This is a genomic window from Teichococcus deserti (assembly GCF_001982615.1).
Lineage (GTDB): Bacteria > Pseudomonadota > Alphaproteobacteria > Acetobacterales > Acetobacteraceae > Pseudoroseomonas > Pseudoroseomonas deserti.
In genome coordinates, this window is the sequence record NZ_MLCO01000394.1 from 1 (window position 1) to 1,845 (window position 1,845).

Annotated in this window: 1 protein-coding gene; it reads right to left on the bottom strand. The window is 75.3% G+C overall.

Annotated features, from left to right (window positions below):
- A partial coding sequence (locus tag BKE38_RS27880; RefSeq protein ID WP_367596444.1) for a polysaccharide biosynthesis/export family protein occupies positions 1-1,845 on the bottom strand: 1,845 nt, incomplete at both ends.

The following is a 1,845-nucleotide window of genomic DNA, read 5'->3' on the forward strand; positions in this document are numbered from 1 at the left end:
TCGACGGCGGAGAGGTCCACCGTGTCGGTCAGCCCGCCGGCCGCCGCCAGCACCTGGTCCAGCCCGGTGTCGTCCAGGATCGGATAGAGGCCGGGCAGCCGCGCCTCGCCCGACAGCAGCACCGCCTGGTCCAGCAGATAGGGCAGCAGCGCCGGGTAGTCGACGAAGAGCGCCGGGCAGGGCGGCGCGCCAAGGTCGGGAAAGCCGGCGCCGCGCACATGGGCGAAGCGCACCGGCGAGGATCGCGCGGCGACGGCCAGCGCCTGCAGCGCCGGGCATTCGGTGGCGGCCTCGCCGCGCAGGGCCCGCTGCACCGGCGGACTGGCCAGCCAGAGAACATCGGCCTGGGAGATGAGAAGAACCTCATCACCCGGGCGCAGCGGCAGGTCGGTCTGGCGCTGCAGCAGGCGGCCCAGGTCGAAGCCGATGAAGCGCCGCACGCGGGTCTGCGGGTCGACCCGCCAGACGATGGCGAGCCGCAGGTAGGGGTCGGGCTTCACCAGCAGCGGGTCGGCCAGCAGGGCCCGCAGCCCGGCCTGGCCGGCGGCCCGCAGCAGCGGCGCCGCCACATGGCCGGCCAGCCGCACCTGCCCGGCCAGCACGTCGCTGCCCGGCTGCACCAGCACCGCGTCGCCCCGCCGCAGCCGGCCCTGCGGCCCGATTTCCGACAGGCTGCGCCGGCCTTGCGCATCGGTCCCCTGCAGCAGGAAGCGCTGCCCCGCCGGCCGCAACGGCTGCCCGGCCAGGCGCAGCAGGGTCGCCAGCGGCATCTGCTCGACGCCCGGCGGCATCTCGAAGATGCCGGGCCGCGTCACCTCGCCGGCGATGGCGAAGGCGGCGCCCAGCGGCGGCACCACGATCCGCTCGCCCTCGCGCAGCGCGAGATCCGGCGTGCCGGCCTCGCTGCCGATGACACTGTAGAGGTCGACGATACGCGGGCCGCGCGGCCCTTCGACCCGGATGGCGCGCAGCGACCCGGTCTTCTTCACGCCGCCGGCCAGCGCCAGCGCGTCCAGCACCGAGGCCAGCGCCGGCATCGGATAGAGGCCGGGCCGCAGCACCTCGCCGGCGATGAAGACGCCGATCTGCCGCAGCTGGCCCAAACTGACAAAAGCCTCCGAGCCGCCGAGCTCGCGCGCCGCTCGGGATTCGATCTCGGCGCGCACTTCGCCGAGCGGCCGGCCGGCGGCCGAGATGGGCGGCAGGTCGGGCAGCATCAGCATGCCGTCACGGCGGATGCGCAGCCCGTGATTCTGCTGGGTGCGGCCGCGGATGCTGACCAGCACCTCGTCGTCGCGGCCGAGGATGTAGTCGTCCGGCACCTGCGCCATCGGCGGCTGCCCCGGCGGCGCCGCGCTGATGTCCTTGAAGGTGTCGTAGCCGAACTGGCGCAGCACCACGCCCTCGAGGCGCATGGAGAAATGCGCCTCGGCCTGGGACAGGGGCTCGCCCACGGGCGCCGGCGCCGCCGGCATCGGGTAATGCGGCAGGCTGGGCGGCAGCCCCCCAGGAAGACCAGCCGTCGAGGGCGGCGGCATGGCAGGCGCGGCGGGCATCAGCGGCGCCGGCGCGCGACCATTGCCGCTGGCCTCCATGATCCGCTGCAGGATCTCCTGCTGCATCGAAGGCGGCAGGCTGGGCAGCGGCAGCCCCCCCGGCAGGGTCAGCGGCAGCGGCGGATTGCCCAGCATGGCCCCGCCGGGGGGTGCGGCGACCTGCGGCAGCGCCAGGGGCGGCGTGCTGGCCGCCGGCGGCGGCGCCGGCTGGGCGAAACCGGAAGACACTTGGCCGAGCGCCAGCACCGCGGCCATCAGCAGCCGGGCAGCGACAAGCGGGAGAGGGTGG